25 protein-coding genes are annotated in these 23,848 nt (G+C 63.0%); 11 read left to right on the top strand and 14 right to left on the bottom strand.

The features are described from left to right. Positions 1-308: 308 nt before the first annotated feature. Positions 309-659 carry a hypothetical protein gene (locus tag KPG71_RS14820; protein ID WP_216338768.1) on the top strand — a complete coding sequence of 117 codons (351 nt, stop codon included), beginning with the start codon at positions 309-311 and terminating at the stop codon, positions 657-659. A gap of 117 nt (positions 660-776) precedes the next feature. Here the strand turns inward: KPG71_RS14820 and KPG71_RS14815 are convergent, their stop codons facing one another. Next, a complete protein-coding gene (locus KPG71_RS14815) occupies positions 777-2,402 on the bottom strand; it encodes an acyl-CoA dehydrogenase family protein (protein ID WP_216338767.1) in 1,626 nt (541 codons plus the stop codon). A 139-nt stretch (positions 2,403-2,541) separates the two neighbouring features. Between KPG71_RS14815 and KPG71_RS14810 the strand changes: the two genes are divergently transcribed. From KPG71_RS14810 to KPG71_RS14795, 4 genes are all read left to right on the top strand, one after another. Then, positions 2,542-2,841 carry a septum formation initiator family protein gene (locus tag KPG71_RS14810; RefSeq protein ID WP_216338766.1) on the top strand — a complete coding sequence of 100 codons (300 nt, stop codon included), beginning with the start codon at positions 2,542-2,544 and terminating at the stop codon, positions 2,839-2,841. A 143-nt stretch (positions 2,842-2,984) separates the two neighbouring features. Continuing rightward, a complete protein-coding gene (gene pdhA / locus KPG71_RS14805) occupies positions 2,985-3,995 on the top strand; it encodes a pyruvate dehydrogenase (acetyl-transferring) E1 component subunit alpha (protein ID WP_216338765.1) in 1,011 nt (336 codons plus the stop codon). 15 nt (positions 3,996-4,010) lie between these two features. After that, positions 4,011-5,393: a pyruvate dehydrogenase complex E1 component subunit beta gene (locus KPG71_RS14800; RefSeq protein ID WP_216338764.1), complete on the top strand. Its 1,383-nt coding sequence runs from the start codon at positions 4,011-4,013 to the stop codon at positions 5,391-5,393. Between the two features lie 13 nt (positions 5,394-5,406). Further along, complete coding sequence (locus KPG71_RS14795) at positions 5,407-6,702, top strand: pyruvate dehydrogenase complex dihydrolipoamide acetyltransferase (protein ID WP_216338763.1); 1,296 nt, start codon at positions 5,407-5,409, stop codon at positions 6,700-6,702. A 90-nt stretch (positions 6,703-6,792) separates the two neighbouring features. On the opposite strand, the gene cysE is transcribed toward KPG71_RS14795, so the two are convergent. Beyond that, positions 6,793-7,608, bottom strand: coding sequence for a serine O-acetyltransferase (gene cysE / locus KPG71_RS14790; protein ID WP_073035241.1), 816 nt, complete (start codon positions 7,606-7,608; stop codon positions 6,793-6,795). Positions 7,609-7,693: 85 nt separating this feature from the next. On the opposite strand from cysE, the gene KPG71_RS14785 reads away from it, so the two are divergent. Both KPG71_RS14785 and KPG71_RS14780 read left to right on the top strand, forming a co-directional pair. Next, positions 7,694-8,032 (top strand): TraR/DksA C4-type zinc finger protein, encoded by a 339-nt coding sequence (locus KPG71_RS14785; protein WP_216338762.1) that lies wholly within the window; start codon positions 7,694-7,696, stop codon positions 8,030-8,032. A 119-nt stretch (positions 8,033-8,151) separates the two neighbouring features. Next, positions 8,152-8,700 carry a cytochrome b gene (locus KPG71_RS14780; protein WP_216338761.1) on the top strand — a complete coding sequence of 183 codons (549 nt, stop codon included), beginning with the start codon at positions 8,152-8,154 and terminating at the stop codon, positions 8,698-8,700. Positions 8,701-8,719: 19 nt separating this feature from the next. Here the strand turns inward: KPG71_RS14780 and KPG71_RS14775 are convergent, their stop codons facing one another. The 10 genes from KPG71_RS14775 to fabD form a co-directional block, all read right to left on the bottom strand. Further along, on the bottom strand, positions 8,720-11,056 hold the full coding sequence (locus KPG71_RS14775) for a phage tail protein (protein ID WP_367397360.1): 2,337 nt from the start codon (positions 11,054-11,056) through the stop codon (positions 8,720-8,722). A 19-nt stretch (positions 11,057-11,075) separates the two neighbouring features. Then, positions 11,076-11,417 carry a hypothetical protein gene (locus KPG71_RS14770; protein WP_216338759.1) on the bottom strand — a complete coding sequence of 114 codons (342 nt, stop codon included), beginning with the start codon at positions 11,415-11,417 and terminating at the stop codon, positions 11,076-11,078. A 775-nt stretch (positions 11,418-12,192) separates the two neighbouring features. Beyond that, positions 12,193-12,468: a hypothetical protein gene (locus KPG71_RS14765; RefSeq protein WP_216338758.1), complete on the bottom strand. Its 276-nt coding sequence runs from the start codon at positions 12,466-12,468 to the stop codon at positions 12,193-12,195. Between the two features lie 53 nt (positions 12,469-12,521). Further along, a complete protein-coding gene (locus KPG71_RS14760; protein ID WP_216338757.1) occupies positions 12,522-12,938 on the bottom strand; it encodes a hypothetical protein in 417 nt (138 codons plus the stop codon). Between the two features lie 420 nt (positions 12,939-13,358). Beyond that, positions 13,359-14,513 carry an endolytic transglycosylase MltG gene (gene mltG / locus KPG71_RS14755; protein ID WP_216338756.1) on the bottom strand — a complete coding sequence of 385 codons (1,155 nt, stop codon included), beginning with the start codon at positions 14,511-14,513 and terminating at the stop codon, positions 13,359-13,361. Continuing rightward, positions 14,513-15,772 (bottom strand): beta-ketoacyl-ACP synthase II, encoded by a 1,260-nt coding sequence (gene fabF, locus KPG71_RS14750; protein ID WP_216338755.1) that lies wholly within the window; start codon positions 15,770-15,772, stop codon positions 14,513-14,515. The genes mltG and fabF overlap by 1 nt, the downstream gene beginning before the upstream one ends. A 129-nt stretch (positions 15,773-15,901) precedes the next feature. Then, positions 15,902-16,645: a 1-(5-phosphoribosyl)-5-[(5-phosphoribosylamino)methylideneamino] imidazole-4-carboxamide isomerase gene (locus KPG71_RS14745; protein ID WP_216338754.1), complete on the bottom strand. Its 744-nt coding sequence runs from the start codon at positions 16,643-16,645 to the stop codon at positions 15,902-15,904. Between the two features lie 207 nt (positions 16,646-16,852). Continuing rightward, a complete protein-coding gene (locus KPG71_RS14740) occupies positions 16,853-17,086 on the bottom strand; it encodes an acyl carrier protein (RefSeq protein ID WP_036558652.1) in 234 nt (77 codons plus the stop codon). 454 nt (positions 17,087-17,540) lie between these two features. Continuing rightward, positions 17,541-18,278 (bottom strand): 3-oxoacyl-[acyl-carrier-protein] reductase, encoded by a 738-nt coding sequence (gene fabG / locus KPG71_RS14735; protein ID WP_216338753.1) that lies wholly within the window; start codon positions 18,276-18,278, stop codon positions 17,541-17,543. A 72-nt stretch (positions 18,279-18,350) separates the two neighbouring features. Then, entirely contained in the window at positions 18,351-19,292 is a 942-nt protein-coding gene (gene fabD / locus KPG71_RS14730) for an ACP S-malonyltransferase (protein ID WP_216338752.1), read from the bottom strand. A 173-nt stretch (positions 19,293-19,465) separates the two neighbouring features. On the opposite strand from fabD, the gene KPG71_RS14725 reads away from it, so the two are divergent. After that, positions 19,466-20,698 carry a cytochrome b/b6 domain-containing protein gene (locus KPG71_RS14725; protein ID WP_216338751.1) on the top strand — a complete coding sequence of 411 codons (1,233 nt, stop codon included), beginning with the start codon at positions 19,466-19,468 and terminating at the stop codon, positions 20,696-20,698. Positions 20,699-20,772: 74 nt separating this feature from the next. Here KPG71_RS14725 and KPG71_RS14720 read toward each other — a convergent pair whose 3' ends face one another. Beyond that, complete coding sequence (locus KPG71_RS14720) at positions 20,773-21,348, bottom strand: YceI family protein (RefSeq protein ID WP_216338750.1); 576 nt, start codon at positions 21,346-21,348, stop codon at positions 20,773-20,775. Between the two features lie 150 nt (positions 21,349-21,498). Further along, entirely contained in the window at positions 21,499-22,005 is a 507-nt protein-coding gene (locus KPG71_RS14715) for a hypothetical protein (protein ID WP_216338749.1), read from the bottom strand. A 236-nt stretch (positions 22,006-22,241) separates the two neighbouring features. Here KPG71_RS14715 and rpsF point away from each other — a divergent pair, with 236 nt between their 5' ends. Genes rpsF through rplI form a run of 3 tightly spaced genes read left to right on the top strand, consistent with a single transcriptional unit; the run spans position 22,242 to position 23,502 of the window. Continuing rightward, complete coding sequence (rpsF, locus tag KPG71_RS14710) at positions 22,242-22,595, top strand: 30S ribosomal protein S6 (protein WP_216338748.1); 354 nt, start codon at positions 22,242-22,244, stop codon at positions 22,593-22,595. A gap of 28 nt (positions 22,596-22,623) precedes the next feature. Then, a complete protein-coding gene (gene rpsR / locus KPG71_RS14705; protein WP_058291462.1) occupies positions 22,624-22,851 on the top strand; it encodes a 30S ribosomal protein S18 in 228 nt (75 codons plus the stop codon). Between the two features lie 12 nt (positions 22,852-22,863). Next, on the top strand, positions 22,864-23,502 hold the full coding sequence (gene rplI / locus KPG71_RS14700; protein WP_216338747.1) for a 50S ribosomal protein L9: 639 nt from the start codon (positions 22,864-22,866) through the stop codon (positions 23,500-23,502). The last annotated feature ends 346 nt before the right edge of the window (positions 23,503-23,848 follow it).

Below are 23,848 nucleotides of genomic sequence, written 5' to 3'. Positions count from 1 at the left end.
CGCCAGACCGCGGGATGGCGATCAGACGGTCATTCTTTGTGCTTTATGCCTGCCAAATTCGAAAGAGGATTGAACGGGGCGCCGTCCTCACCCAATCGCCAGCCCGTGCGGGCGGTCTGGCGATGCGCGGCGCCTTCGGCGCTGTTTCGCGCAGGTGAACATGGCGCCAAAGGTTGCCATGCGGGACAAAGCGATCGGTCGCTCAGCCGAGAAGAATGGTAATACTTGGAGCCGATGGCATGATTTCTCCATGGGTGACGGTTTCAAGCAGGATCTTATCATTTGTCTCCGGCCACAGGATCAAAGTCATGCCGCTCGCCAGCCCGTCGACCTCGACAACCACGGAGGAAAACATTTTCTCTGGACGCTACGAGGCTGGAAAAGCCTTTCACCTCAATCTCGGTGTAGCTGCCGACACTGGTGTACTTTCGAGAGAGAACAATGAAATTCTTTCGGTCCGGTGGATTGATGCCCTTTTGACTGAAAAGTACACTCAACGCTTGCCACTCGAAATCCAAAAGATTGATTTTATTGTCCATGTCGCACCGCCACCTGCCCCACTTTCACGCAGATCCTGTCCGCAACAAGCGCCGAGGGGCAATGGCAGCTTAGGGGTAGAGGCGGAAATTCGATATACAAACCACCAATATCAACAATAGGCCGATCTTGCCTTGAAAGAAGTCCATGGATTGACGCTTTCCAAACTCCCCTCCCGACCCATCGCAGTCTTTGGCCCACCCCCGACATTGCCATAAGGCTTCTCTCCTGCCATCCCCCTACCCCTCTCCCAACCGGCCAAGGATCGCGGCGCTGTCCACGCCTTCGATGGCGCCGCTTATCCGGCCACGGCCGCCGAAAAGGCGGGTGGCGATGAAGCCTTCGGCCACGGCGGGCGGGGCGTGGCGGATCAGGACCGAGGCGGTCAGGAGCGTGGCGAGGCTTTCGGCGTACCAACGCGCCTGTGCCTCGTCCGGCAGGCGGGGAAAGCGGCCCATATGGTCGCGCAGGGCCGCGTCGTAACGGCGGTAGCTGCCCGCCGCCGCGCCCAGTTCGGCGCTCAGCACCTCGCCCGCCAGCGGCTCGCGCCGCAGGGTGCGCAGGATGTCGAGACAGATCACGTTGCCCGAGCCTTCCCAGATGGAATTGAGCGGGGCCTCGCGATAGAGCAGCGGCAGGGGCGTGTCTTCGACATAGCCCATTCCGCCCATCGCCTCCATCGCCTCGTACACGACATTGGGGCAGAGCTTGTTGCCCATGAACTTGGCCAGCGCCACGGAGAGGCGGGCAAAGGCGCGGGCCTCGTCCCCCGGTTTGTCGAAAAACGCAGCCACATGAAGGCCAAGCGCCAGCGCCCCTTCCCAGTCGAGCGCCAGGTCGGACAGAACCGCGCGCATCAGGGGCTGGTCGATCAGTTGTTTCTGAAACACCGTGCGGTGGCGCGCCCAGTGGTGGGCATGGTCGAGCGCGGCGCGCATCAGCCCCGCCGGGGCCATCGCGGTGTCGAGCCGGGTGTGATGCACCATTTCGATGATGGTCTGGACGCCCTGCCCCTCGTCGCCAAGGCGATGCGCGAGCGTGTTGACATATTCGATCTCGGCCGAGGCATTGGCACGATTGCCCAGCTTGTCCTTGAGCCGCTGGATCTGGATGGGGTTGCGCCCGTCCTCCAGCCAGCGGGGCACGAGGAAACAGGTCAGCCCGCCGGGGGCCTGCGCCAGGGTCAGGAACCCGTCCGACATCGGCGCGGAGCAAAACCATTTATGCCCGTTCAGGCGGTACATCCCGCCCTCGGGCGTGGCGGTGGTGGTATTGGCGCGCACGTCCGAGCCGCCCTGTTTTTCAGTCATCGCCATGCCGAGCGTCGCGCCCGGTTTGCGCGCCAGCGGCAGCGGCGCGCCGTCATAGGTGCGCGCCGTCAGCTTGGGCACCCAATGCGACAGCAGCCCCTTGTCGGCCCTGAGCGCCGGGACGGCGGCGTAGGTCATGGTCATGGGGCAGCACACGCCCGGTTCGATCTGGCTCGTCAGGTAGACCATCGCGGCATGGGTGGCGTGGCCGCCCGGTGCGCCCTCCCACGGCAGGGCGGCATAGCCCCCGCCGATGCCGGTTTGCATGAGATGGTGATAGGCCGGGTGAAAGCGCACCTCGTCCAGCCGCCGCCCGCCCGCATCGAACAGCACCAGTTCGGGCGGATGACGGTTGGCGTCGCGCCCGGCGGCCTGCAAATCGGCGGTGCCGATCTGCGCGCCGTAGCTGGCAAGGTGGTCGGCCTGCGCGCCGCCGGCCTGCGCGTGGCCGCGCAGCGCCGGGTCGTTCGCCCAGAGGTCCAGATCGCCGCGCGGCGCGGGCTGGTTGGTGACCTCGTGCGTGGCAAGGTCGCTGCGGGGTGGCAGGTGTGGCATGGCGGACTCTCCTCTGACGGGAAAGGTATCGCGCAATGCGGCAATCGTGAAAAGGGGATTCACAAAGCGAATCACCTGTGGCAAGGTGGCCCGAGACCGCCCGAAAGAGGCGGCACCAAGAGGCAGAGCAGTAATCACCATGACACGCCGCACACGGCCCGCTTTGGGTGTTTTGATATTCTTCGTCGTGGCCTTCGGCCTTGGGGCGTATTTCACCTTTGCCGCGGTGCAGGGGGATTACGGGCTGTTCCGCCGTGCCGAGATCGAGGCCGAGAGCCGCGCCTTGCAGGGGCAACTGGACGCGCTGGAAGGTCAGGTCGCACGGATGGAAAACCTGACGCTGCGGCTGTCGGACGAGTACCTCGACCTCGACCTGCTGGACCAGCAGGCGCGCGACGTTCTGGGCCTGCTGCGCGCCGACGAGATCGTCATCCGCTGAACCTTCGGTATTTTATGGGTATTGTCCGCAAACGCGCGCCACGACCGGCCGCGCGGCCCAAATTGACTCTCGCATGAAAAGCGGTTTTGCTGTATGAATTAGTTTAACGCTAAACTATTTTGCAGCAGAGGAGCGGGCGACCCATGAGCACCCGGAAAAGCGCAAAGAAACCAAACGTTTCGGCGGAGGAGCTGAAGACTTTTTACCGGGACATGTTGTTGATCCGTCGATTCGAGGAAAAGGCCGGTCAGCTTTACGGGATGGGCCTGATCGGCGGGTTCTGCCATCTTTACATCGGTCAGGAGGCCGTCGTCGTGGGGCTGGAGGCCGCCGCCGAGGAGGGCGACAAGCGGATCACCACCTATCGCGATCACGGGCACATGCTGGCCTGCGGGATGGACCCCAAGGGCGTCATGGCCGAGTTGACGGGCCGCGAGGGCGGGCTGTCGCGCGGCAAGGGTGGCTCGATGCACATGTTCTCGACCGAGAAAGATTTCTATGGCGGGCACGGGATCGTGGGGGCGAACGTGCCGCTTGGCGCGGGTCTGGCCTTTGCCGACAAGTACCTTGAAAACGACCGCGTGACATTCACCTATTTCGGCGATGGCGCGGCCAACCAGGGGCAGGTCTACGAGACCTTCAACATGGCCGCCCTGTGGAGCCTGCCGGTGGTGTTCGTGATCGAGAACAACCAGTACGCCATGGGCACGGCGCAGAAACGCTCGACCTCAACGCCCGATATCTACACCCGTGGCGAGGCGTTCGGCATCCCCGGCGAGGCGGTGGACGGCATGGACGTTCTGGCCGTCAAGGAAGCGGGCGACAAGGCCGTGGCGCACTGCCGGTCGGGCAAGGGGCCCTATATCCTCGAGATCAAGACCTATCGCTATCGCGGGCATTCGATGTCGGACCCGGCCAAATACCGCACCCGCGAGGAAGTGCAGAAAATGCGCGAGGAAAAGGACGCCATCGAGCATGTGCGCGAGTTGCTGCTGTCGGGTAAGCACGCCACCGAGGACGATCTCAAGGCGATCGACAAGGAGATCAAGGCCATCGTGAACGATGCGGCCGAGTTCTCGAAAGACAGCCCCGAGCCGGATGCGGCCGAGCTGTGGACCGACATTTACGCCGATACGGCGCCCCAGAACGCCTGAGGAGGAGAGACGACAATGGCAACCGAAATCCTGATGCCCGCCCTCTCGCCCACCATGGAAGAAGGCACGCTGGCCAAATGGCTGGTCAAGGAAGGCGACGAGGTGTCGAGTGGCGACATCCTCGCCGAAATCGAAACCGACAAGGCCACGATGGAGTTCGAGGCGGTGGACGAAGGCACCATCGGCAAGATCCTGATCGCGGAAGGCACCGAGGGCGTCAAGGTGAACACCCCCATCGCCGTGCTGCTGGAGGAAGGCGAAAGCGCCGACGATATCGACACGACCGCCGCCGCCCCTGCCCCGCAGGCCAGTAATGACAGCGGCGCAGGCGACGCGCCTGCCCCGGCCCCCGCACAAGCCAAGGCGCCCGAAGCGCCCAAACCGGACCTCAGCCCCGACTGGCCCGAGGGCACGGAAACCAAAAAGCAGACCGTGCGCGAGGCGATCAATGCCGCCATCGCCGAAGAGATGCGCGCCGACGCCACGGTGTTCATCATGGGCGAAGAGGTGGCCGAATACGAAGGCGCCTACAAGATCACCCAGGGATTGCTGGACGAGTTCGGATCGAAACGGGTGATCGACACGCCGATCACCGAACACGGCTTTGCCGGGATCGGCGTGGGCGCGTCATGGGGTGGGCTGCGCCCGATTGTCGAATTCATGACATGGAACTTCGCCATGCAGGCGATCGACCAGATCATCAACTCGGCGGCCAAGACGCTGTATATGTCGGGCGGGCAGATGGGCAGCCCCATCGTGTTCCGTGGCCCCAACGGCGCCGCCGCCCGCGTGGGGGCGCAACACAGCCAGGATTACGCCGCGTGGTATGCACAGGTGCCGGGGCTGAAGGTGGTTCAGCCCTATTCCGCCGCCGACGCCAAGGGCCTGCTGAAAAGCGCGATCCGCGATCCGAACCCGGTGGTGTTCCTTGAGAACGAGATCCTGTACGGCAAGTCCTTCGACGTGCCGGTGATGGACGATTTCACCATCCCCTTCGGCAAGGCGCGCATCGCGCGCGAGGGCAGCGACGTGACCATCGTGAGCTTTGGCATCGGCATGACCTATGCGCTGGAGGCCGCCGAAAAGCTGGCCGAGGACGGGATCGACGCCGAGGTGATCGACCTGCGCACGCTGCGCCCGATGGATCATGACACGGTGATTGCCTCGGTGATGAAAACCAACCGCTGCGTCACAGTCGAAGAGGGCTGGCCGGTGGCCTCGATCGGGAACCACATCTCGGCGGTGCTGATGGAGCGCGCGTTCGATTACCTGGATGCGCCGGTGATCAACTGCACGGGCAAGGACGTGCCGATGCCCTATGCCGCCAACCTTGAAAAGCTGGCGCTGACCTCGACCGCCGAGGTTCTGGAAGCCGTGAAAAAAGTAACCTATCGCTAAGGAGACATGGACGATGCCAACTGAAATTCTCATGCCCGCCCTGTCCCCCACGATGGAAGAGGGCACGCTGGCCAAATGGCTGGTCAAGGAAGGCGATACCGTCAGTTCCGGCGACCTGCTGGCCGAGATCGAAACCGACAAGGCGACGATGGAGTTCGAAGCCGTGGACGAAGGCACCGTCGGCAAGATCCTGATTGCGGAGGGCACCGAAGGCGTCAAGGTGAACACGCCGATTGCCGTGCTGCTGGAAGAGGGCGAAAGCGCCGATGACATCGGCGATGTAGGCAGCGCCCCGGCCCCTGCGGCCAAACCCGAGAGTGACGACAGCGCCCCGGCCCCGGCTGACACGGCCGGTAGCGCCGGTGCAGCCCCCGCCGCGCCTGTTGATGCGGGGGGCGAGCGCATCTTTGCCTCGCCGCTTGCGCGCCGGATCGCCGCCGACAAGGGGCTGGACCTGAGCGGGATCAAGGGCTCGGGGCCGCATGGCCGGATCGTCAAGGCCGATGTGGAAGGCGCAAGCGCAGCCCCGGCCAAGGCAGCGCCCGCTGCGGCGCCGCAAGCGGCTGCGGCCCCCTCGGGCCCGTCGGGCGATGCCATCGCCGCGATGTATCAGGGCCGCGACTACGAGGAAATCAAGCTGGACGGGATGCGCAAGACCATCGCCGCGCGCCTGACCGAAGCCAAGCAGACCGTGCCGCATTTCTACCTGCGGCGGGATATCAGGCTGGATGCGCTGCTGAAATTCCGCAGCCAGTTGAACAAGCAACTCGAAGGGCGCGGCGTGAAGCTGTCGGTCAACGATTTCATCATCAAGGCCTGTGCGCTGGCCTTGCAGGCGGTGCCCGCGGCCAATGCCGTCTGGGCGGGCGACAAGGTGTTACAGCTCAAACCCTCGGACGTGGCGGTGGCCGTGGCGATCGAAGGCGGGCTGTTTACGCCGGTGCTGAAAGACGCCGAAATGAAATCGCTTTCGGCCCTGTCGGCGGAAATGAAAGACCTTGCGGCGCGCGCCCGTGACCGCAAACTTGCCCCCGAGGAATACCAGGGCGGCAGTTTCGCCATCTCCAACCTCGGCATGTTCGGGATCGACAATTTCGACGCGGTCATCAACCCGCCGCACGGGGCCATTCTGGCCGTGGGCGCAGGCGTGAAGAAGCCGGTCGTCGGGGAGGATGGCGAACTGACGGTGGCCACGGTCATGTCGGTCACGCTGAGCGTGGATCACCGGGTGATCGACGGCGCGCTCGGCGCCGAGTTGCTGCAACAGATCGTCGAGAACCTCGAAAACCCGATGGTAATGTTGGCCTGATCGACTTTGCGTTGAAGAAAAACCCCCGGCAATCAAGTGGTTGCCGTGGGTTTTTAATGTATTGAACGAGGCGATTTTGCGCCTGCGGCCTTAGTCCGAACCCTTGGTGCCCAGAAGCTGATCCATGCTGACCGAAGGCTGATCGCAGCCTGCTTCGCCCACGATCTTAGCCGGGACGCCCGCCACCGTCTTGCAGGGCGGAACCTCTTGCAGCACCACCGAACCTGCGGCGATGCGCGAGCAGTTGCCCACGCGGATATTGCCCAGCACCTTGGCCCCGGCCCCGATCAGAACGCCATTGCCGATCTTGGGGTGGCGATCCTCTTCTTCCTTGCCGGTGCCGCCAAGCGTGACCGAATGCAGCATCGACACGTTATCGCCGACCACCGCCGTTTCGCCGATGACGATGGAATGGGCGTGGTCGATCATGATGCCCTTGCCGATCCGCGCGGCGGGGTGGATGTCGATCCCGAACACCTCGGAGGCGCGCATCTGGAAGAACCGCGCCATGTCGCGCCGCCCCTCGCGCCAGAGCCAGTGCGACACGCGATAGGCCTGCACCGCCTGGAACCCCTTGAAAAACAGCATCGGCTGAATGAAACGGTCGCAGGCTGGGTCGCGATCATGCACGGCGACGATATCGGCGCGCGCCGCCACGGCCAGCGACGGGTCGGCCTTGTAGGCGGCATCGCAAATCTCGCGCAGGATCTGCTCGGGCATCTCGGTCGAGGCGAGCTTGAGGGAAATCCGGTAAGCCAGCGCCGATTCCAGCGTCTTGTGGTGCAGGATCGACGAGTGGATCACCCCGCCAAGCAGCGGTTCGTATTCGATCGCCTCGCCGGCCTCGGTGCGGATGCGGCCCCAGACCGGATCGAGTTCGGCCAGTTTTGCGCGGGTTTCAGCCATTTGCATGCTCCCAAATTCGGTGGTTGAGTATAGCAGATAGGACGCCGAGGCAAAACGCAAAGCTGTGATCGGAAGGATCAGGCAAATGAATGGGGATGAGCACGCCCGATTCCGGGTGCTGATCGGGAACAGGCTGGCCGAACTGGAGGCCGAAGACCGGCTGGGCGAGGCCGGGCAGGCCACCGTCGAGCTGGACCAGCAGGCCATCGGGCGGCTGAGCCGACAGGACGCCCTGCAAAATCAGGCCATGGCCAAGGCCACGCAGGCCCGCCGCCAAAGCGAGCGCAAACGGCTGCAGGCGGCGCTCAGGCGCATGGACGAGGGCGAATTCGGCTATTGCGAGGAGTGCGGCGATAAGATCGCGCCGGGCCGGTTGGCGCTGGACCCGGCGGCGACCCGGTGCGTGGACTGTGCAAACGGCTGAAGTATTGTGCACATGATCGGATTATCGCAAAAACGTCACCTGTCCGCGACGGAACCGCCAGCCCCGCCCGTATCATGCGGGCAGATGTTTGTTACGATATGGAAACGAGGTAAAGACAGATGAGTATGCAAGTGATGGATCACGCCCGTGGCTATGGTGTGATCAGCCGTTTTTTCCACTGGTCGATGGCGGCATTGATCCTGTGGCAGGCCATTTCAGCAGCGTTGCATTTTCTGGTGGATGACACACCGCTGGCCGATTTCTTTTTCGCCTGGCATCAGCCATTCGGGTTGCTGCTGCTGGTGCTGGTCGCGGTGCGCGCGATCTGGGGGCTGATCAACATTCCGCGCCGCCCACAGCATAACGGCGGCCTGGATAAGGCCGCCGCTCTGGGACATGTGGCGATGTATAGCCTGCTATTCGCGGTGCCGGTCGTCGCGCTGATCCGGTCTTACGGATCGGGACGCGGGTTCAGCGCCTTCGGCATCCAGATCTTCGACAAGTTCGAGCCCAAGATCGAATGGATGACCAACCTCGGCAGCAATTGGCATGGCGAACTGGGCTGGGTTCTGCTGGCGCTGACCGCCGGGCATATCGCAATGGCCGTGGTGCATGACCGTGCGTGGAACGAAAACCGCATCGCGCGCATGACCAAAGGCAGCGAATAACAGCCCGGCCTCGCCACGCTCAGCCGATGCCGAGCGTGGCGACCGCCCCCGCCCCGTAGAGCGCCGACACCTGCGCGACCTGCACCGTGAACGACCCGGTGATACCGTCCTGTGCCTGCGCGGCTGCGGTGTAGGTCCATTCCGGCGTCTCCACGGTGACCTCGCGCAGAACCTGCGTTCCCTGCATCACCCGCAGGACATAGGCTTCGCGTTCCTCGCCAAGGGGCACCTCGGGCGTGTCCCACCTGTCGCCGCCGATCCGGGTGCGGCGAATCCAGCCAAAATGCCGGTCTCCGCCCGCATCCATGCCGTGACGCAGATGCACCGGCGCATAAGGGCGCAGCCCGATCCCGTCGAACGCCGCCACCGCACCCTGATAGGACGGATCGTCCACCGGACGATCCGCCGGGCCGATACGGTAATGGCGTGCCATGCCGCGCCTGGCCTCGGGCATGTCGATCTGCATCGGGCTGCCATCCAGCCGCACGATGATCGACCCGGCGGGCCAGACCTCGCGCATCGCGCCTTCCGTGCCCAACTGCCCGCGAAGGCGATGGTGCAGCAGATAGGTCTCCTCGCCCACCAGATCGGCATCGCGGAACTGGAACAGCTCCCACCCGTCCGGCGTGCCATCGCCGATTGCGCACAGGTTCGCCCCGCTCAGAAAGGCCGCATCGCCCACGCTTTGCAATTCACCGCCGACCATCCGCACCAGCAGGCCCTCGCCCTTGTCGATGCGCGCCGGGCAGGCCGCGATCAGCGGCGTTTCGGTTAGCCCGACCGGCGTTGGCTGGTTCAGCAGGCGGTTCAGGGCGTAATCCGCATCCACATCCGACGCATAGAGCGCCGCCGCGCCGGGCCAGGGATCGGCCGTGACCGCGATATGCGGTGCGTGCGGCACTTCCTCTCCGGTCATGAGCGGCAGGTCCAGAAACAGCGGCGTGACCGGCCCCGGCACAGTGAAGGCACGAACCTGCGCGGGTTCGTCCCCGAAATCGACCGGGCGATAGGTTTCCGGCTCGATCCGCACGGCCTCGGCCCTCTGGGTCTGGGCCACCTGTTCGACCCGGTCGATCCGGTAGAGCCCCTGCCCGCCCTCTTCGGGCAGCGCGATCACGTCACCCGCCCCGGTGCCGAGCCGCGACAGCGGCAGGGCAAGGCGCACGGTGTCGGTGGACACCCGCGCCTCGGACAGCCAGCGTTCGACGGTCTGACGCCCCTCGGCACGTGTCATCGCCAGCGGCATTTCCGAGGTCGCCACCGCATGGGTGCTGTCATCGGGCAGGATCGCCTCTTCGGCGATCACCGCGAAATCGGCATCGGCCTCGATGAACCGCAGCCGCACCCGGCCCGCCTGTTCCACCTCGCTGCCGCGGGTTTGCTCGATCACGCCGTCCAGTTCGGCATCGCGCACCAGCCAGTCGGGATCGAGCACGACATCCGCCCGCCCGTCGCGCATGCGAAACTGCAACAGGCCATCGCGCTCGATGGCATCGAACCCGTAGCGCAGCATCAGCGGTTGCAGCGCGCCGCGCGCCTCTTCGACCTGATCCACCAGGTAGCCGCGCAGATACCCGTGCAACCCGCCGGTATCGGTATGCGCCAGACCGGCCCGCGCCGTCACCTCATCGACGACCGAGGCCAGCGTGCGCCCCGAAGCCCGCCCGTTCAGCCAATGCCCCCTGGCATAGTTCTCGCCATCGCTCCAAAGTCCGCGATTGTTGGGGAAAAACGGATAGGGCCGCGCATCCCACGCCCAGGCACAGCTATGATCCCAATCCAGCATCGGGCCGTCGTATTCTTCGGACACCGGGTTGTTCGCCGGGTCGGTCCAGTAGCCCGCCATCGCGCGCAGGTATTGAAGCTGGATCAACTCGTCCCGCCGCCCCGTGGAATGCCGCGGCAGGCTGGATTCCGAGGATTTGGCATCGAGGAACTTGTTGGGCTGGTTGGTTCCCTTGTCCACCGCCGCGCAGCCGTATTCGTCCACCCAGGCCCCGTCGAACTGCGGCCCGCGCAGCCCCTCGGGATCATGCGCCGAAAACACCTGCGCCGTCGCGCCGTTGGGCCAGACCAGACGCTTGCGACTGGCCTGCCAGTCGGGCCGCCGGTCGGGGGGCGAACAGGCCATGATGCCGCTTTCGCCGAAAATCATCACCTCGCGCACCTGATCGACGGTTTCCCCCACCAGCGCCATGCGCCGGCAGCGCCCGGCCTGCATCGGCTTGTCGCCCTCGATCTGCGCGCGCACCCATTCCGCGCCGCGCCCGCCCATCACGATCCAGTTGGTCCAGTCCCCCTCAGGCGGCAGCTGATGCTCCAGCGCCCAGAACTCGAACAGATAGGGCAGCGCCATCAGCTCGCCCTGATCGAGACTATCCAGAAAATCGTCCTGGACATCTGGCCCTTCTGAGACGATCCAGCCGGCTGCAGACCGAAGCCCGTGCCTCTCCAAGGTCGAGGGCATACTCCCGTGCGATGCCTTTTTCCTGTTTCCTGCGTTTTTCAAGTTGCGCCTCCGCTTCTATCGCGATCTTCAGCCATTGCCGGATTTCCGCCGTCGCCCTGGCCGCGTTCTTCAGTTCGCCGAATTCCCCTGCCCGGATCTTCCGGTAGATGACCTCGATATCCTCGCGCATGTCCGACAACTGCCGCTCCAGCGCGTCGATCGAGGTGGTCAGGCCCGTGGGCCCCTCGTCGGGGGTGATCAAAACCATTCGTGCTCATGCCTCGTGTTTCTCTTGCCCGGTCCCTTCCGATTGAGGAGAACGGCCCACCGGCCGCCCCGTCCAGCTGACAGAAGGCAAGGCTGACCCAAGGCGCGTTAAGGCCGGTTAAAGGGAGCGTGCGGTGCGCAGTTGGGGGGGCGACAGGGCGCGCGACCGGCGTCACCACTCACGCAAGCCGCGCAGCGCCGGGTCGCGGTGCGGCGATCCAACAGTTATTCGGCAATGCTTTATGTCAGCCAAATCATGAAAACATCAGAGCGTGGTCCTTGCATCAGCCAAATCGCCGCGCCGGGGGGCGGCCCGGCGATGCGCGGCGCCTTCGGCGCTGTTTCGCGCACGGGAAGACCTCTGCGGTTTCAATCCAGACAATGGCGCCGATGGCTGCTATGCGGGACTTTGCTGCCGCTCGCGACGAAGGCTAACGTCAGCCCTGGGGTGGCGATGCAACCGTTGTTTCAAAGAGCTTTATGGTCGCAAAACACATCCACAGACCGAACGGCGCGCCCAGCTCAGACAAATCGCCAGCCCAGGGGAGGGGCTGACGATAGCCGGGCCGCTTCACGGCTGTTAACCGGCTGGGCGCTCTGCACGAACGTCTTGCAAAGGCTCAAACCAAACGCTCACCCCACCTCCATCACAGCCCGGACTCAAGGCACGCCTCACGCAAGCCGCGCAGCGCCAGACTGCGGGATGGCGATCAAACGGCCATCCAGCGCAGTTTATGCCCGCCAAATCCGAAAGAAATCAAAGCGGCGCACCTGCGTCACCCAATCGCCAGCCCGGTCACGCCAGAGGCGATCCAAGCATCGTCGGCGCACCTTTGGTGCGACAGGGCGGCCCGGCGATGCAAGGCGGCCTTCGGCCACTGTATCGCGCGGCGGGGAAGGCCTCTGCAATTTAAATCCGGATAACGACCGGACATGGTGCCTATGGCCGGTATGCGGACGAAGTGTGAATTCGCTGCGGCTGTACCGATGACCGCTTTGGTCTGTAGTGCATATTGAAACCAATCAGAAAGGACACCGGTTTTGTAAAGCATGAACGTGCCCCCTTAGCGCAACGGGCGCAACGCTTAGGATCTCGGGGGGGAGGTCAAATTCCCTGATCTGAAAGCTTTGCGCGGGCGGGGCTATAGTTTTCGAGTATCTCATGCTTGATGTAATCGGCTTCACCGGGGTCAGCGTAAAGCTTGATAAGCGTTTCAAATACCTCAGCGGCTTTCGCAGGATTGCTTGGTGCTATTGCCATGATCAAAATACGTCCGAACACTGCGTTGCTGTCAATCGGCATCTCATAGCACCCACCATCTTCAATCATTCGGTCATACGCAGCTTCCAGCGCTTCAGGATCGGCTAGACTAGCATTCCATAGAAAAGCGTATTGCGCGGATCGTAGTTTGTCTCCGAAATCATTTGATCGACAAAGTCTAATGAGGTCATCTACGCTCCCAAGAAGCTGGGTGCGTACAAAGTCACGTATATGACTCTGGATCTCAGCAGACGTGCTCATGGTCTTTGCTTTCATATTAACAAAGTGAGGCCCTGCCACCTTTGGCCCCGTGCGTCAACGCAGTCAGTCGCGTATTGCCCCCTCCGCAGCGGACATTCGTGCATTTCACAGCATCTGTCACTTAGGACTCAAACCCGACCTTCCGACTTTCACGACCCGCCACACCCGCACCGCAGGTCCAGCCAACCTGCCTGCCCTCAGACAACACGCAAACCGATCCCAGGCACAGCAACCCAATGGCCAATCGCCCGACTCTCGACATCCCGCTCGTTGCCAGAAATCCCGCGCCTTCTCACCGCCCGATTTGCGCCCCTGATGGACGCAAATGTCCGCACACCCCCGGAGTTTCGTACAAAACCCGCGTACACATCGTACAAAACGTACGAAACGCGCCGGACCGGGCGAACCCGCGCGCCCGGATCACTCCGTGCTGCGCTCGGCCTCGATTTCGCGCCAGCGCGCGACATTGCGGTTATGCTCGTCCAGCGTCTCGGCAAAGGCATGCCCCCCCGATCCGTCCGCCACGAAGAAGATATAGTCGGTCTCCTCGGGGTTGACCGCCGCTTCGATGCTGGCACGGCCCGGATTGGCAATCGGCGTCGGCGGAAGCCCCGGAATTACATAAGTATTCCAAGGGGTTTCAGACCGAAGTTCACTCTGACGCAACCCCCGTCCCAACACGCCCTCGCCCTTGGTGATCCCGTAGATCACCGTCGGGTCGGTCTGCAGCCGCATCCCCTCCCGCAGGCGGTTGACGAACACGCTGGCCACCTGCCCACGCTCTTCCGCGATGCCGGTTTCCTTCTCGATGATCGACGCCAGGATCAAGGCCTCATACGGCCCCTCCAACGGCAACCCCTCCTGCCGCGATTCCCAGGCCCCCGCCAAAATCACATCCTGCGCCTCCCGCATCCGCGCAATCACGCTTTCGCGGGTGTCGCCCTCGCGCACTTCGTAGCTGTCCGGTGCCAGGCTGCCCTCGGCGGGAGTCTCCCCGACTTCGCCGTCCAGAACATCCATTAAATTCAATGCGTTGACGACCTGCCAACTGGTCACGCCCTCGGCCATCGCGATGCGATAGCGCGTATCGGCCTTGTCGCGCACCGACTGAAACAGGGCGGGGGCGTCCTCTTCTCCGGGGGTAAACGCGGCCTTTTCCACATAGCGGCTGGTCGCCGGGTCCAACTCGCGCACTTCCACAGCCGCACTGTTGATCCCGATCCGGTACACCACTTCGGTGCCACAGGTGCTGGCCCCGCCCTTGGTGATCAGATCGGCGATCTCGGACATGCTGGCCCCCTCGGGGATCAGCCAGCTCCCGGCTTTCAGAAGGGCGGTCTTGTCGGTGTAGTCGGTTCCGACCCGAAAGATCGTCCCGTTGCTGATCGCCCCGTCCTCGGCCAGCCGCCGCGAAATCGCGCGCATGTTGCTGCCGCGCTCGACCCGCAGGCAGATCGGATCGTCCAGCGGACCGGTGGCGTTGTATTCCGACTGCCCCCACAGGATCACGCCCCCGATCAGGAACACGATCACCACCAGAAAGGTAAGAAAGTTCGAGGCGATATGCCGCCACATCAGCGCGGTTTCCCGATACACAGGCTGGCATTCGTTCCGCCAAAGCCGAAGCTGTTCGAAAGCGCCACGTCAATTTTGCGCTCCCGCTTGGCGTTCGGCGCCAGATCAAGGGGAGTGTCGACTGCGGGATTGTCCAGATTGATCGTCGGCGGCGCCACCTGATCGCGGATCGCCAGGATCGAGAAGATCGCCTCAATCGCACCGGCCGCCCCCAGAAGGTGGCCGACCGACGACTTGGTCGAACTCATGGTCGCCTGCCCTGCGGCATCGCCCAGCAGACGCTCGACCGCTTTCAGTTCGATCGTGTCCGCCATGGTGCTGGTGCCGTGCGCGTTGATGTAATCCACCTCGGACGGGTCGACACCGGCGTGTTTCAGCGCGGATTTCATCGCCCGGAACCCACCATCGCCGTCCTCGGAGGGAGCGGTGATGTGATAGGCATCGCCCGACAGGCCATAGCCCAGAACCTCGGCATAAATCTTGGCGCCGCGCGCCTTGGCGTGTTCGTACTCCTCCAGCACGACCACGCCCGCGCCCTCGCCCATGACGAACCCGTCGCGATCTTCGTCATAGGGACGGCTGGCGCGCTGCGGATCGTCGGCGCGCTTGGTGCTGAGCGCCTTGCAGGCGTTGAACCCGGCGATCCCGATCTCACAGATCGCCGCCTCGGCCCCGCCGGCCACCATCACGTCGGCATCGCCATACTGGATCAGACGCAATGCGTCCCCGATGGCATGCGCCCCCGTGGAACAGGCCGTCACCACCGAATGGTTGGGTCCCTTGAACCCGTACCGAATGCTGACCTGCCCGCTGATCAGGTTGATCAGCGCACCCGGAATAAAGAACGGCGACACACGGCGCACGCCCTTGTCGCGAATAAGCAGCGTGGTCTCCTCGATCGAGCGCAACCCGCCGATCCCCGAGCCCAGCATCACGCCCGTGCGCTCACGGCTCTCTTCGTCGTCGGGGGTCCAGCCCGCATCCTTGACCGCCATATCGGCGGCGGCGACACCGTAAAGGATGAAGTCATCAACCTTGCGGCGTTCCTTGGGCGCCATGTGATCATCGGCGTTGAACGTCCCGTCCGAGCCATCGCCAAGCGGTACTTCGCAGGCGTATTTCGTCACCACGTTCTGGGGATCGAAACGGGTAATGGTTCCCGCCCCCGACTGCCCGTCCAGAAGCCGTGCCCACGTTTTTTCAACGCCTGACGCCAAAGGCGTGACCAAACCCAGCCCCGTGACAACCACTCGACGCATGCTTCTGCCCTTTCCTTACCTCTTCAAGGGTTGCTCATAACCCGCCTTGCCACCGGGGGGCAAGAGCGGCGCTGCATGCGCCAGGCCAAGTCGACGCCACTCCGCCGATAACCTGACTGAAATTCCCGTTTACTGAAACTCGGCCTGCGGTTCGGTCTCGGCATGGCCCATGGCGATGGCCTCGGCCAGATCGACATCCTTGGACAGCAGGGCCCGGCCGATCAGTGTCCCGGCAATGTTGGGCACGTATTTCAACCGCGATACATCGTCGGCGCTGCTTACGGTCCCCCGTGCAATGACCGGGTGATGAGTCTGCGCGGCAAGGCCGGTGATCACGGCAAGGCTGCCGTCGCTGTCCTCGATATCGGCGTCGATATCCGTGACGATAATTCCCGCCAGGGGCGCATCGTCGAAGGCCTTGACATAGGTCTCCGGCTGGAAGGCGCTGCGCGACTTCCAGCCTTCGGTCATGACAGAACCGTCATAGATATCCACGGCCAGAACGATCTGGTCAGGATGCAGTTTGGCCAGTTCACGCAGCAAATCCGGATCATGTGCCGCCATCGTGCCGATCACGACGCGGCCCGCGCCACGGTCGATCCAGTTTTCAACCCGTTCGCGCGAACGAAACCCGCCGCCAAGCTGGACAGGCGCACCGGCGGCACGGATGATATCCCCGATCAGATCGTCATTGTTTCCCTCGCCCGTCAAGGCGTCGATATCGGTCACGTGAATCCATTCGGCACCGGCGGCGGCAAAGCCGCGGGCGGTTTCAACCGGGTCCACATGCCAGATCACCGGTTCATTCAACCGGCCACGCGTCAGCGACACGCATTTGCCGTTCATCAGTTCGAGGGTGGGATAGATGATCATGGCGACAGACCTTCCGTTGCGAAAACTATACCCCGACCAATCGGGACAGCACGATCTTGCCAGCAGATGGCCGGGCGGGATGTCAACAAATCGGCATCATAGCGTCGATTAACGCCCTCGCCAAATTTTCCTGACCCGTATGCAGGCACGAAAAAGGCCCCTGCCGAACCGGCAGGGGCCTGTCACCCGATCGGGTGAGAGTCTTGCTTACGATGCTTCGCTGATGAATTTCACAGCATCACCGAAGGTCTGGATGGTTTCGGCTGCATCGTCGGGGATCTCGATACCGAACTCTTCCTCGAAGGCCATGACCAGTTCGACCGTGTCAAGGCTGTCTGCGCCCAGATCGTCGATGAACGAGGCGTTCTCGACAACCTTGTCCTCTTCCACACCCAGATGCTCTACGACGATTTTCTTCACGCGGTCTGCGATATCGCTCATGTCATAATCCTCATTTACTTCGGGGTCTGCCGACCCGCTTTGCTGCCCCTGCCCCAGCCGGGAAGCGGCCTTGGTTATGCCCCACGGGGCGGATGTCTCATCCCGCCAAAGCGGGTGGCCCGGACGGGCGAATGCCACCTCCCAGCCGAACTGCGCCGCCTATAGCACATGGTGCGCCGTTGGCAAATCCTTTCGCCAATGGCCACCCGACCGAGCGCTGCCGTCCCAACGGAACCGAACCGGGGCCGGATTCGCCCCGAATTCCGCGTCGCGGTCGCTAAGCTGTTGGCGAAACAGAACAAACCACAACCACCGCCCCTTACGCAAGGTCATCCTCCCTCTGGCCCCGGCCCGATACGCAGCGGCCAGCGACCACGATGCAAACGGTCTCCGGCTCCGGTCATTGCATCGCATCCACTGATTCCCGCAGGACGTGCAGACCGGACCCCGCGGATCAGATCATCGCCATACCGCCATTCACATGCAACGTCGTGCCGGTGACATACCCGGCCTCGGGGCTGGCCAGATACAATACGGCCGCGGCGATTTCCTCGGGCGCGCCCATGCGTGCGGCAGGGATTTGCGCGTTGATCTTGTCTTTCTGATCGTCGGTCAGCTTGTCGGTCATCGCCGTCGCAATGAACCCCGGCGCCACGGCATTGGCGGTGATCCCCCGGCTGGCGACCTCATAGGCGATGGATTTGGTCATCCCGACAAGACCCGCCTTGGAGGCGGCATAGTTGGCCTGACCGGGGTTGCCCGTGGCCCCGACGATGGAACTGATATTGATGATACGCCCCCAACGGGCCTTCATCATCGGGCGCATCACACCCCGGCACAGCCGCATCGACGATGTCAGGTTCACGTCCAGCACCTGCGCCCATTCCTCGTCGGACATGCGCATGAAAATCTGGTCGCGGGTGATCCCGGCGTTGTTCACCAGAATATCCAGCCCGTCCATGGCCTCGATGGCCTGCTTGGGCAGGGCCTCGACCGCCTCGGCGTCGCCAAGGTTGCACGGCAGGACATGGGCGCGCTCCCCCAGTTCCGAGGCCAGCGCCTCAAGAGGTTCGGTGCGCGTGCCGCTCAGGCCCACCGTCGCGCCCGCGCCATGCAGCGCCCGTGCAATCGCGCCGCCGATCCCACCCGACGCACCTGTGACGAGGGCGGTTTTTCCTGTCAGATCAAACATCTTGCATATCCCTTTGTTCCGTCGCCGGACCTCCACAGGACATCCGGCACGACAATTCGTTTTGTCCCGGCCCTAGCCGTTCAGTGCCTCGACCGCCGCGTTCACATCCTCGGGCGTGCCGACCGCACGGGTCGCCAATGCCCGGTCGATCCGGCGGATCATCCCACTCAGCGCCTTGCCCGCGCCGATCTCCCAAACCTCGGTCACGCCCTGAGCGGCCATGTAAAGCACCGATTCACGCCAGCGAACCGATCCCGTCACCTGTTCGACCAGCAACTGGCGGATTTCATCCGGGTCCGTCACAGCACCGGCGCGCACGTTGGCTACCAGCGGCACCTTGGGCGCGGCGATGTCCACGGCGCTCAAGGCCTCGGCCATCACATCGGCGGCGGGCTGCATCAGGGCGCAGTGGAACGGTGCGCTGACCGGCAACAACATGGCCCGCTTCGCGCCCTTTTCCTTGGCAATCTCCACCGCACGCTCCACGGCGGCCTTGTGCCCCGAGACCACAACCTGCCCCGGATCGTTATCGTTGGCGGCCTGACAGACCTCGCCCTGCGCGGCAGCCACGGCCACATCGCGCACGGCCTCCAGATCGAGCCCCAGAATGGCGGCCATCGCGCCCTCGCCCACCGGCACGGCCTTTTGCATGGCCTCGCCGCGCGTGCGCAGCAAGCGGGCACAGTCGGCCACGCTCAGCGCCCCGGCGGCGGCCAGTGCCGAATATTCCCCCAGAGAGTGCCCCGCGACCATCGACGCCGCATCAATCGCCCCCCCTTCAGCCTCGAGCGCGCGCATCGCCGCCAGCGAGGTCGCCATCAGCGCGGGTTGCGCGTTTTGCGTCAGGGTCAGCGTGTCCTGCTCGCCCTCCCAGATCAGATCGCTCAGCTTTTCGCCCAGGGCCTCATCGACCTCGTCGAAAATCGCCTTTGCAGACGGGTACGCCTCGGCCAATGCCCGGCCCATGCCAATCGTCTGCGCCCCCTGCCCCGGAAATACGAATGCTCGGCTCATCATGACCTCTTGTCTTTCTTGTTCGGTAATCTCCCCGATAGCGCGCCTCGCCCGCCGAGGCAACGGGCAACCCCGGCTGCGGCACACATGCACGCCACCTGTGCGCAGCGTGGGATTGTCCGTTCTGCCCCCGGCGCTAATGTTGCGGCAAAGATTTCAATCAGGAGCATTCCATGCCCGCCAGCAACACCCCGACCACCTATGGCAGCGTCGCCAAGACCTTTCACTGGCTGACCGCGCTGTTGATCCTGGCGGCGATTCCGCTCGGGATCATTGCCAACGATCTGGCCCATCAGGTCGGCAACCCCGACATCGCCGTATCCGAAACCACCGTGCAATGGGCCGCCACCCTGTTTTCGGCCCACAAGACCATCGGCCTCGCCGTATTTTTCGTCGCATTGGCGCGCATTCTGTGGGCATTCGGGCAGAGCAAACCCGGCCTGCTGAACGGCGACCACAAGGTTGAGGCATGGCTGGCCGAAACGGTCCACTGGCTGCTTTACGGCTCGCTTGTCGCGGTTCCTCTGACCGGCTGGGTGCACCATGCGGCCACGACAGGTTTTGCCCCGATCTGGTGGCCCTTCGGACAAAACCTGCCCTTCGTGCCGAAAGACGCCTATGTGGCCGACCTGACGGGCGTATTGCATTACATCCTGCAGTGGATTCTGATCGGCGCCATCGTCCTGCACATCGTGGGCGCGTTCAAACACCATGTCATCGACCGCGACGCCACCTTGCGCCGTATGTTGCCCGGCCACAGCCCAGGCCAGCCAACCGAAACACAGCCCGGTCACGGCCTGCCTGTTATGACCGCCCTTGCCCTGTGGGCGGCGATCCTTGGCGGTGCGGGTGCCCTTGGCTGGCTTCCGCTGGAGCGTGCACCGATGACGGAAACCGCCGCAACCGCCCCATCCCTTGAAACCGTGCAGGGCGAATGGCAGGTGCAGAACGGCACTCTTGAAATCACGGTCCTGCAAATGGGATCGGACGTGACCGGCAGCTTTGCCGACTGGACCGCCGATATCAGCTATTCGGAAACGCCCGACGCGACGGGTAAGCATGGCGAAGTGACGGTCGTGATCTCGATTGGGTCTCTGACCCTTGGCTCAGTGACCGATCAGGCCATGGGAGCCGAGTACTTCAACGCAGAAAACTTTCCTACCGCCCGTTTCAACGCCGACCTGTTCGGCACCGATCAGGGCCATGTCGCGCGCGGCACCCTGACGATCCGCGATCAATCCGTCCCCGTTGAAATGCCATTCGACCTGACGGTGGACGGTGACAGCGCCACCGCTCAGGGCGGGTTGAGCGTGGACCGCCGCGATTTCAACGTCGGCTCGAACGACACCGGATCGCTTGGTGCGGATGTGAATATCCGGTTCGATCTGACAGCGAACCGAGGCTGACAAAGCCCCGGCGGGGACAAACGAAAAGGGCCAGCCGCTTGGACTGGCCCTTTCTTGCATTCCACTTGCCGGTGTTATTCGGCTTTGCCCGCCTCGATCGAGATCATCACTTCGACCTCATCCCCGACCGCCGGCACGGCGAAGTCCATACCGAATTCGCTGCGTTTCAGCGTGGTGGTGGCGTCGAACCCGACCCAAGGCTTGCCCTCCATCATCGGATGCCCGCCCTGCTTGTTCAGTTCGGCATCCAGCACGACCGATTTGGTCACACCGTTCATGGTCAGATCGCCGGTGATTTGTGCCGTGGTGTCGCCGGTCACTTCGATCCCGGTCGAACTGAATGTAATCATGTCGCCCTCCGCGGCATTGAAGAACGTTTCGGACATGAAGTGATCGAAACGCGCCTCCCATCCGGTGAACATCGACAGCACCGGCATAGACACGCTGACCGAAGAGTTCGCCGGGTCTTCCTCGTCGAACATGATCTCGCCCTCGAAGCCCGTGAACATCCCGTAAGTCGTCGAAAACCCAAGGTGGTTGTACGAGAACACGACCTGGCTGTGGCTCGGGTCGAGGTTGTATTGCTCCGGCGCGGCCAAAGCGGGCATGGCACCTACGGTCAGGGCGGTGGTCAAAAGCAGTGTCTTCATTACGTCTCTCTCTCAGGAATGGAAATTACAGTTCCAGACGCAATAAATGGGGTAATCCCGGCTCGGGCAATCCTGTTAAATTCAACAAAACGTGTGGATCAGCGAACATTCGCCGGCACAAAGGCGCAAATCGCCATGATCATATGCGCTTCATGCACTCAGTTGCATCGTATCGCGCAGGGCCTCGACGACCGATGGATCGTCCACGGGAATGGCGAACAGTTCGCACCCCTCATGATCGCGCGCGGTCAGCAAACCGTCTCGCAACGCGATTTCGGCCAGATCGTCAAACGCATGAGTGGCACATATCCGCGCCATTCCCTCGCTGTCGACATTCACGATACGAAGTTGCCGCTTGATGGGGTCGATATGTATTTCGGGAACGTCGCCGCGCTCGTCCAGACCGCTGACAAAGAACAACCCGACGATCAGCAACACGCCCGAGATCAGCAGCTTGATCAACTGCATCGCACCGTCGCCCGCGCCTGCCTGGAACGCCCACAACCCGACCGACGCCATCAGGAATGCCGCACCGAAGCCCATTTTCACCCCCCGGCGCAACGATGCCTTGCCCCGCAGCGCGCGGCGGGCATTCCCTTCGATCAGGGTGTCGGGTTCGATATTCGACAATTCGTGCAGCGCAACCACGACGGGCATCCTTTCATGATTTGTTAACCCTGAAAGAACAGCTTGATTGAGGCGCGATTTGGGCAAAGCGCAGACAAATTCTGGGACATACGCCATACGCGACACCGCCACTTGCGCCACAGCACGATCCATCGTATACGCGCCCATCCTTCCGCACGACGTTTGAACCGCGCAGTCTCTCGTGGCGGGGCCGTGGAAGGGTCTGGCCCGCCTTTGAAATGCGCCTTGAAAGAAGTGGAGATCACATGCCGCTGTATGAGCATGTATTTATCGCGCGCCAGGATCTGTCTAACGCGCAGGCCGAAGGCCTCATCGAACATTTCGGTACCGTTCTGTCCGACAACGGCGGCAAGATCGTCGACAGCGAGTACTGGGGCGTCAAGACGATGGCCTACAAGATCAACAAGAACCGCAAGGGCCACTACTCCTTCCTGAAAACCGACGCCCCCGCGCCGGCCGTTCAGGAAATGGAACGCCTGATGCGTCTGCATGACGATGTGATGCGCGTCATGACCATCAAGGTCGACGAGCACGAAGAGGGCCCCTCGATCCAGATGCAGAAGAAAGAAGATCGCGACAGCCGTCGCGAGCGCCGTTGATAACCGCCTGAAGAAAGGACACTAAACCATGGCTGCAAAACCGTTTTTCCGCCGCCGCAAGGTCTGCCCCTTCTCGGGCGACAACGCACCCAAGATCGACTATAAGGACACGAAACTGCTGCAACGCTACATTTCCGAGCGTGGCAAGATCGTGCCGTCGCGCATCACCGCCGTTTCGGCCAAGAAGCAGCGTGAGCTGTCCCGCGCCATCAAGCGCGCGCGCTTCCTCGCCCTGCTGCCCTACGCCGTGAAGTAAGGAGAGAGCATCATGCAAGTTATCCTTCTCGAACGCGTGGCCAAGCTGGGCCAGATGGGCGATGTCGTCGACGTCAAGCCCGGTTTCGCACGCAACTACCTGCTGCCCCAAGGCAAGGCCCTGTCGGCCTCCGAGGCCAACATCAAAGGCTTCGAAGACCAGAAAGCGCAGCTGGAAGCCCGCAACCTGGAAACCCGCAAGGAAGCCGAACAACTGGCCGAAAAGCTGGATGGTCAGCAGTTCATCGTGATTCGTCAGGCCTCTGACGGCGGCAACCTTTACGGGTCGGTTTCGACTCGTGACGCCGCTGCCGTCGCCACCGAGGAAGGCTTCTCGCTCGACCGCAAGCAAGTTCTGATTCGCCAGCCGATCAAGACCCTCGGCCTGCACGACGTCGAGGTGCACCTGCACCCCGAAGTCGAGGTGCACATGCAACTGAACGTCGCCCGTTCGCCCGAAGAGGCCGAACTGCAAGCGTCGGGCAAAAGCATTCAGGACGCCGCCGCAGAAGAAGAAGCCGCCGCCGATTATGAAATCGCGGAACTCTTCGAAGACATCGGCAGCGCCGCATCGGACGACGAAGATCTGGCCGAGACGGTCGAAGAAGTCCTGCCCGAGCAAGACGCATCGGACGACGAAAACAACGCCTGATCCAGACGTTGCCGAGAAAATCCGGGTCGCGCGACACTGTCGCGCGGCCCTTTTCATTCGGCTCCGATGCCCGAGGCCCCGGAGTAACCTTGCCGGGTTTACATCTTTCTGGCCGCGATTCCACGCGTCTCTGTGCGTCGGCTGGAATCCGCTTCCCAAGCGCCAAGACAATGCCGCATTATGGCATTATAGTTAACGCTAACCTGTCTGCCGACCGGTCTCTTGCTGTTTCAAGTCAATGTTCGTTCACCCCGTAAAGCAGTATTCCAAGGCGACAAGACATGTATGAGTATATCATGACATCCCTGCCATCTTGGTATTCCCGATGGTGTTTGTATAAATTGAC

It is taken from the genome of Roseovarius sp. PS-C2 (genome assembly GCF_018862045.1).
Taxonomy (GTDB): domain Bacteria; phylum Pseudomonadota; class Alphaproteobacteria; order Rhodobacterales; family Rhodobacteraceae; genus Roseovarius.
Note: the sequence above shows the minus strand (reverse complement) of the source record. Positions and strands in the feature narration are given on the sequence as shown.

Coding starts and splice junctions, on each gene's coding strand:
- KPG71_RS14820 (WP_216338768.1), top strand. CDS start 309: ATGCCGCTCGCCAGCCCGTCGACCTCGACAACCACGGAGGAAAACATT.
- KPG71_RS14815 (WP_216338767.1), bottom strand. CDS start 2,402: ATGCCACACCTGCCACCCCGCAGCGACCTTGCCACGCACGAGGTCACC.
- KPG71_RS14810 (WP_216338766.1), top strand. CDS start 2,542: ATGACACGCCGCACACGGCCCGCTTTGGGTGTTTTGATATTCTTCGTC.
- pdhA (WP_216338765.1), top strand. CDS start 2,985: ATGAGCACCCGGAAAAGCGCAAAGAAACCAAACGTTTCGGCGGAGGAG.
- KPG71_RS14800 (WP_216338764.1), top strand. CDS start 4,011: ATGGCAACCGAAATCCTGATGCCCGCCCTCTCGCCCACCATGGAAGAA.
- KPG71_RS14795 (WP_216338763.1), top strand. CDS start 5,407: ATGCCAACTGAAATTCTCATGCCCGCCCTGTCCCCCACGATGGAAGAG.
- cysE (WP_073035241.1), bottom strand. CDS start 7,608: ATGGCTGAAACCCGCGCAAAACTGGCCGAACTCGATCCGGTCTGGGGC.
- KPG71_RS14785 (WP_216338762.1), top strand. CDS start 7,694: ATGAATGGGGATGAGCACGCCCGATTCCGGGTGCTGATCGGGAACAGG.
- KPG71_RS14780 (WP_216338761.1), top strand. CDS start 8,152: ATGAGTATGCAAGTGATGGATCACGCCCGTGGCTATGGTGTGATCAGC.
- KPG71_RS14775 (WP_367397360.1), bottom strand. CDS start 11,056: ATGGCGCTGCCCTATCTGTTCGAGTTCTGGGCGCTGGAGCATCAGCTG.
- KPG71_RS14770 (WP_216338759.1), bottom strand. CDS start 11,417: ATGGTTTTGATCACCCCCGACGAGGGGCCCACGGGCCTGACCACCTCG.
- KPG71_RS14765 (WP_216338758.1), bottom strand. CDS start 12,468: ATGCTTTACAAAACCGGTGTCCTTTCTGATTGGTTTCAATATGCACTA.
- KPG71_RS14760 (WP_216338757.1), bottom strand. CDS start 12,938: ATGAGCACGTCTGCTGAGATCCAGAGTCATATACGTGACTTTGTACGC.
- mltG (WP_216338756.1), bottom strand. CDS start 14,513: ATGTGGCGGCATATCGCCTCGAACTTTCTTACCTTTCTGGTGGTGATC.
- fabF (WP_216338755.1), bottom strand. CDS start 15,772: ATGCGTCGAGTGGTTGTCACGGGGCTGGGTTTGGTCACGCCTTTGGCG.
- KPG71_RS14745 (WP_216338754.1), bottom strand. CDS start 16,645: ATGATCATCTATCCCACCCTCGAACTGATGAACGGCAAATGCGTGTCG.
- KPG71_RS14740 (WP_036558652.1), bottom strand. CDS start 17,086: ATGAGCGATATCGCAGACCGCGTGAAGAAAATCGTCGTAGAGCATCTG.
- fabG (WP_216338753.1), bottom strand. CDS start 18,278: ATGTTTGATCTGACAGGAAAAACCGCCCTCGTCACAGGTGCGTCGGGT.
- fabD (WP_216338752.1), bottom strand. CDS start 19,292: ATGAGCCGAGCATTCGTATTTCCGGGGCAGGGGGCGCAGACGATTGGC.
- KPG71_RS14725 (WP_216338751.1), top strand. CDS start 19,466: ATGCCCGCCAGCAACACCCCGACCACCTATGGCAGCGTCGCCAAGACC.
- KPG71_RS14720 (WP_216338750.1), bottom strand. CDS start 21,348: ATGAAGACACTGCTTTTGACCACCGCCCTGACCGTAGGTGCCATGCCC.
- KPG71_RS14715 (WP_216338749.1), bottom strand. CDS start 22,005: ATGCCCGTCGTGGTTGCGCTGCACGAATTGTCGAATATCGAACCCGAC.
- rpsF (WP_216338748.1), top strand. CDS start 22,242: ATGCCGCTGTATGAGCATGTATTTATCGCGCGCCAGGATCTGTCTAAC.
- rpsR (WP_058291462.1), top strand. CDS start 22,624: ATGGCTGCAAAACCGTTTTTCCGCCGCCGCAAGGTCTGCCCCTTCTCG.
- rplI (WP_216338747.1), top strand. CDS start 22,864: ATGCAAGTTATCCTTCTCGAACGCGTGGCCAAGCTGGGCCAGATGGGC.